At 36.3% G+C, this 6,175-nt stretch carries 9 protein-coding genes; 4 read left to right on the plus strand and 5 right to left on the minus strand.

Going from position 1 to position 6,175, the window contains the following annotated elements; genetic code table 11:
• Positions 1-9 precede the first annotated feature (9 nt).
• Together ytpR and FD16_RS02445 are read right to left on the minus strand one after the other, a co-directional pair.
• Entirely contained in the window at positions 10-645 is a 636-nt protein-coding gene (ytpR, locus tag FD16_RS02440) for a YtpR family tRNA-binding protein (RefSeq protein WP_010622001.1), read from the minus strand.
• Positions 646-699: 54 nt separating this feature from the next.
• The gene (locus tag FD16_RS02445; RefSeq protein WP_010622000.1) at positions 700-1,020 is read right to left on the minus strand and encodes a thioredoxin family protein; all 321 of its coding nucleotides are present in this window, start codon (positions 1,018-1,020) and stop codon (positions 700-702) included.
• Between the two features lie 168 nt (positions 1,021-1,188).
• Here FD16_RS02445 and FD16_RS02450 point away from each other — a divergent pair, with 168 nt between their 5' ends.
• Positions 1,189-1,524, plus strand: a complete 336-nt coding sequence (locus FD16_RS02450; protein ID WP_010621999.1) for a PepSY domain-containing protein — start codon at positions 1,189-1,191, stop codon at positions 1,522-1,524.
• A 55-nt stretch (positions 1,525-1,579) separates the two neighbouring features.
• On the opposite strand, the gene trmB is transcribed toward FD16_RS02450, so the two are convergent.
• The 3 genes from trmB to FD16_RS02465 are packed head-to-tail and all read right to left on the minus strand — an operon-like array spanning position 1,580 to position 4,174.
• Positions 1,580-2,224, minus strand: coding sequence for a tRNA (guanosine(46)-N7)-methyltransferase TrmB (gene trmB, locus FD16_RS02455; protein WP_010621998.1), 645 nt, complete (start codon positions 2,222-2,224; stop codon positions 1,580-1,582).
• Positions 2,225-2,238: 14 nt separating this feature from the next.
• Entirely contained in the window at positions 2,239-3,444 is a 1,206-nt protein-coding gene (locus FD16_RS02460; RefSeq protein ID WP_010621997.1) for an ABC transporter permease, read from the minus strand.
• On the minus strand, positions 3,428-4,174 hold the full coding sequence (locus FD16_RS02465) for an ABC transporter ATP-binding protein (protein WP_010621996.1): 747 nt from the start codon (positions 4,172-4,174) through the stop codon (positions 3,428-3,430). Before FD16_RS02465 ends, FD16_RS02460 begins: the two co-directional genes overlap by 17 nt.
• A gap of 152 nt (positions 4,175-4,326) precedes the next feature.
• Between FD16_RS02465 and FD16_RS02470 the strand changes: the two genes are divergently transcribed.
• From FD16_RS02470 to FD16_RS02480, 3 genes are all read left to right on the plus strand, one after another.
• On the plus strand, positions 4,327-4,755 hold the full coding sequence (locus FD16_RS02470; RefSeq protein ID WP_010621995.1) for an HIT family protein: 429 nt from the start codon (positions 4,327-4,329) through the stop codon (positions 4,753-4,755).
• Between the two features lies 1 nt (position 4,756).
• Positions 4,757-4,996, plus strand: a complete 240-nt coding sequence (locus FD16_RS02475; protein WP_010621994.1) for a hypothetical protein — start codon at positions 4,757-4,759, stop codon at positions 4,994-4,996.
• A 145-nt stretch (positions 4,997-5,141) separates the two neighbouring features.
• Entirely contained in the window at positions 5,142-6,134 is a 993-nt protein-coding gene (locus FD16_RS02480) for a peptidylprolyl isomerase (protein WP_010621993.1), read from the plus strand.
• Positions 6,135-6,175 lie beyond the last annotated feature (41 nt).

Here is a 6,175-nt window from a genome sequence, read left to right on the forward strand (position 1 = left end):
CACTCCCTGCTATGAAAATAGGTGATCCGCCTTGGCAAAATCAAATGGCTCTCCAACTTCTTGAAAATCATCCGGTAAAATCAATGCTCCAGGCTTTTGCGGTGCATTTTTAACGCGTAACTCGCGTCCAGAGCAAATCATACCATTGCTATCAATACCACGCAATTGACCAGGCCAAATTATTTGGCCACTAGGCATCATTGCACCAATCTTTGCAACCACTACTTTAACGTGATTAGCAATGTTTGGTGATCCGCAAACAATTTGTATTTTTTTGCCATTGTCAATTTGAGTGGACGTGATGTGCAAGTGATCAGATTTCGGATGATCTTCAAGTTCCTCAACGTAGCCAACGACAAACTTCGAATCTAAATCGACTTCCAGTAAATCTTTAAAACCCGCATTTTTTAGTGCCTTATTCAACTGGTCAACTTGGCTATTGTCCAACTTAATTTGACCATTACTCTTTATATGACCCAAAATTTCACTGACATTCAAAAAATTATAACCAAGTAATTTTCCATCAATACTTTTAACCTGGGCAATATTATCATGAACAATGGTAACCTGTTCATCAGTATCCTGAGCCGTAATAACAACCAGAATATCACCTAACTCGTGCGGATTGTAGCTTGCAATTAACATATTATTTCCTTTCTCACAAAAAAATGGTGGTTGCCCACCACTTAGATCACAATTTTACTTTAATTCATCAATAAACTGTTCAACTTGAGTCTTTGTTTTGCGGTCCTTATTCACGAACCTGCCAATTTCTTGACCATCATCAAAAGCCACAAAACTTGGAATCCCAAAAATATTCAATTCAGCAGCTAAGTCGATGTTTTCATCACGATCGATAGCTAAAAATTCAAACTCAGGATATTCAGCCTCAATCTCGGGCATTGCTGGTTTGATGAAGGCACAGTCTGGGCACCATGTTGCGGAGAAAAATAACATATACTTACCATCTTTAATTTTACTGAGTAATTCATCTTTGCTTGTTTGCTCTAACGCTTGCATAATGAAAACTCCTTTCATCGAATATCTACCTTGTCCATTATACCTAAAATTTGTTTCAACGCACTATTTTTGTTTTGAATTAGTAAAAATTGAAGCTTGTTAATATTACTGGCATTATCAAAATTAATTTGTTACACTCTAGCCGTATAATTATTGGAGGTAAGAGCTATGAACAACTCTCAAAATCAATTAAATTCATGGACACTCCCAATCTCGCTTGGCGTTTCCGGAGTCCTTGGCTTTTTCATTGGTCACGCGTTAAAAAATCGACAGTTATCACCAAGTGATATCTTAACTGAGGTAAAGAATTTATTCAGACAAGAAGGACCTATTGAAGGTTCATGGATCGAAAGTAAGACAGTTCCATTCCAACGTTTTGCCTACAAAGTAGATGCATATCAAGGTGGGATTTCACGTTACGAAGATGATCAATTAGTGAGTTACGAGTTCTTAGCCGATGCTAAAACGGGATCGGTGTTAAAGATGCAGAGAATTGAAGATTAATAGCAAAAAAGTGATTTGAATTTATCAAATCACTTTTTTTATTGCCGCTATTTTATCATTTAAAATGAGCAGCCAATTTATATATAGGTTGACCCTTAGCACTAAACTTTTGCTCGTATTCTGTTTGAACATTACCTTCGTTTTCGTCACTGTTATGAAGGTCAAGCCAAACCCCATCAAAAACCATTCCAAAGTTGTTCATGCTGGTAAGTGAATATTCAAATAGTCCTTGATTGTCAGTCTTGAACTCAACTGAACCCTTATCTTTTAACACCGTTTGATACGATGATAGGAAAGTTTTGTACGTTAGTCGCCGTTTAGTGTGTCTCTTTTTTGGCCAGGGATCTGAAAAATTAAGATATAGCTGGTCGACTTCACTAGGCTCGAAATACGTTTCAATTGATTCACCTGCACCAGCGATTAACTGAAGATTTGTAAGCGGCTCATTTTCGAGCGCTAGCTTCAAGGCTGTGGCGGCAACAGATTTTTGGACTTCAACGCCAATAAAATTACATTCCGGATGAGCTTTAGCCATACCAATAATGAACTGACCCTTTCCCATTCCAACTTCAACGTGCAATGGTTGAACCTTTTCAAACTTTTCGTTCCAATTGCCAATAATTTTTTCAGCATGATCCGTAATAATTTCAGGATGAGCGTCGATTAACGGTTGAGCCCATGGTTTGTTTCTAACTCGCATAATAACCTCACATATTAATTTTTTTGATTAATTCTATACTTCAGATAAATTCTTGATAAAACAATAACTTCTACGATACCAACAATGAGTTTAATAATCATATTAGTGGCATTAAAGTTCATACCGGAACTTGCTACTAGCAGGAATATCATAGCAATTAATAAAATTTGATTGATAATTGATTGGAAATCCTTTTGCTTGTCACTTTGATTGACTGGATACAGGTGACTGAATACATGTGTGTCAAAATGCCAATAAAAAGGAATAAGTTGAATCGCAATTAAATATACGAAAAGGATCATAATCACAAGATTAAGCCAAAAAATTGGCACAAAGAACAATATGGCCATACCAACAATTGTCAATCTAACAATTAACCCACTCACCTCAGTGCCACGGATAATGCCACGAACGTAAAGATATGAGAACGGACGACGTGATTGACTCATTATTTTGACCAGCCAGTCTAAGTATACTCGACGATGAACAACACCTTGAACCTGTGGTACATCAGTGAACAGATTAAAGAAGCGGTACACGCCTAGCATCCTTTGTTCTTCTTTTGCAATCGCACTTCTCCAATTCAATAAATGATGAGAAGCACGTCTCAACTGTAACGTCATGATAACCACAAACAAAAAATTGAGTACAATTGCAACGATCCAGTTCATATAAAATCCAACAATTAAAATTATTAGTGGAACAATAAATTTTATAAGTGCTTCATTGTATTTTGTCGTCCTAGTTTGATAGAGCTTAGCCAGTTCCCATTCCATCCAAACCAATTTAAGTAGCAACATTGCTATAACAATGATAGAAGCCTGCCAAGTTTGGTATTCATTGGTAAGAACAATAAATGGCAACGTTGCAACAGAAATTAACAGCATAATTAATTCACCAAGAATACTGCTATAAGTTAGTGACTGTCGCAGGTAGTGATCAATCATTTTGGATTGTGGAAGTAGAAAAATCGGATCTGGTTTTTCGAATAACGTTGCTAATCTACCAATTTGTAACCCGATAACCAGAACCGCTATCGCCAGCGGCGCATCCCACCAAGAGTTTGGTACTAATTTTCCCAACGATTGGGAGTAGCCCCATCCCAATGCACCAAACATAAAAAATAGTGCGATGACAAAATGGTCATTGAATACTAACCGCCAGTATTTGACTAACATTAGGAAATGGCTGGTTCTTCTAGTTTTAAACAGATTTTCCATCACGATCTTCCTTTGCTAATGATAGATAAATGTCATCCAAAGATTGTCCTGGGGTTGTTCCCAATTCCTGCAATTCATCAAGCGTTCCTTTAGCACGTACCTGACCGTTTGCGAGTAACACAAACTTATCACAATATTTTTGTGCAGTATCTAGTACGTGGGTGGACATTAATACTGCTGCCCCACTGTTTTTAACTCGATTTATTTCAATTAACAGGTCATGGACTGCTAACGGATCGAGACCGTAAAATGGTTCATCAATAATAAACAATTTAGCATTAGTCATGAGTGCACAACAAATCATGACTTTTTGCTTCATCCCTTTTGAAAAATTAACTGGAAACCAGTTTAATTTATTGTCTAATCTAAATACCTTTAAAAGACGAGTTGCGTTTTTCCATGCTTCATCATGATCCAGTTGATAAGCCATGATTGTTAAATCAATGTGTTCTTTTAGTGTTAACTCTTCATAAAGGACTGGTGTTTCAGAAATATAAGCAATTTGTTTTTTATATTGTTCGCTGTTTTCCTGGAGGCTGATATCATCAATCGTAATGTGACCACTGAATGGAGTCAGCAGTCCTATCACATGATTGATAGTGGTTGATTTGCCGGCACCATTCAATCCAATTAGACCAACTAACTCACCATTATTAACTTCAAAGCTGATATCTTTTAAAACCGGTATTTGAGAATAGCCGCCAACTAAATGGTCAATTTCTAATGTCATTATTGCCCCTCTTTTGTAAATTTATATTTTATGCATATATCCGATCTATTATATCATAGCTTTTAGCCTGACAAAAAGATGCGCATCCTTATTTTCTCTTGTATACTGGACACATGACGTTAATTTAAAATTTTTGAAAGAAGGACAATCAGATGGATGACTGTATTTTTTGTAAAATAGTTGCGGGAGATATTCCTAGCTATACTGTATATGAAGACGATGTCGTAAAGGCATTTTTAGATATTTCTCAAGGAACCCCTGGCCATACGCTAGTGATTCCAAAGAAACATGTTGCTAACATTTTTGAGTATGATCCGGAATTAGCAAGTCAAGTATTTGCACGAATTCCAAAGATTGCAACGGCTATTAAAGCATCGAATCCTGACATAAAAGGCATGAACATCTTAAATAACAATGGCGAAGTGGCTTATCAGTCAGTATTTCATTCACATTTCCATTTGATTCCTCGCTATACTGATCACGATGATTTTAAAATGATTTTTAAGGACAACTCTGATAACTACGATGAAGAATCTTATAAAAAAGTTCAAAAATCAATTATTGATCAATTAGGTGACTAATATGACAAATATTATCGATTCAATCAAAGATTTAATTTCTGATGCTAAGTCAGTTCAAGATGCCAGTCAGAATTTAACTGACAGTTTGGCAAAACTTGAGCAGGCCTTAGGTGAGAGCCAAGAACAGATTGACGACATTAATAAGAGCGTTGAAGAATTTAAATTCAAGACGCAACCGCGCATTGACCACATTCAAGAATTGCAGGAGAAAATGCAAAAAGAGATTGATAAATTTAATTAAGGATAAGTTAAATGTGTAATTAAAGAATGAAATTTTTGTAAACTTTAGCATGATGCCCTTAACCTTATTCAATTCTGTGGTATATTAAATTGGTGAGTTTTGGAAATGCAGTATTATACTTTTTAGAAATGGATGTGTGTATTTAATGAAAAAGTGGCTAGCAATATTAGCCGGCATTGTTATGATTGTGCCATTAGCCGCCTGTGGTAGCAAAGCTGTTGCTACAACTAGTGGTGGTAAAATCACAGAAAGTGCCTACTACAGCAGTATGAAGGCAACTTCTAGTGGTAAACAAGTTCTTGAACAAATGATCTTAAATAAGATCCTCGAAAAGGACTACGGTAGTAAGGTTACAACGAAGGAAGTTACTTCCGAATATAACACTTACAAGAGTCAATATGGTTCATCATTCAGCACTGTTTTGTCGCAAAATGGTTTAACAACCACTCAATTAAAGAGTGAAATTCGTTCAAACCTTCTTCTTAAGGAAGCCGTCAAGCATTACACGACTATCTCACAAAAAGATATCAACAAACAGTGGAAGAAATTCGAACCTAAAGTAACAACTGCTGAAATTCTCGTTTCTAAGAAATCAACAGCTCAATCAATTATTGATCAGTTGAATAGCGCTTCATCATCTGATCGTTGGTCAACATTCAAGAAACTTGCTAAGAGTAAGTCAACTGATACCTCAAATAAGAGCAACGGCGGAAAAGTTGCCGCATTTGATAACACCAACTCTTCATTAGGTTCAGCTTACAAGAAGGCAGCATTCGCTTTGAAGACAAACGAATACACCACTTCACCTGTAAAGACCTCTAGTGGTTACCAAGTTATTTACATGATTAAGAACCCTGGTAAGGGTACTAAGTCTGCACATACTCAAGACTTGAAGGACCAAATTATTGAATCCGACATGAGTAACAGTACAGTTCTTCATAACGTTGTTTCAAAAGTGTTGAAGAGCGGTAACGTTTCAATTAAGGACAAGGATATGTCAAACATTCTTGATGATTACTTAACTACTTCAAGTAGCAGTTCATCAACAACTACGACATCAAGTTCAAGTTCTTCTTCAAGTTCATCTAGTTCGTCAAGTTCTAGTACATCATCATCCGCAAGTTCTTCTTCAAACTAGTATGTATTTAAAAGGTTCTTCGTCAAGAAGTACTGATAGAA

This window comes from Paucilactobacillus suebicus DSM 5007 = KCTC 3549 (assembly GCF_001434475.1).
Classification (GTDB): Bacteria; Bacillota; Bacilli; order Lactobacillales; family Lactobacillaceae; genus Paucilactobacillus; species Paucilactobacillus suebicus.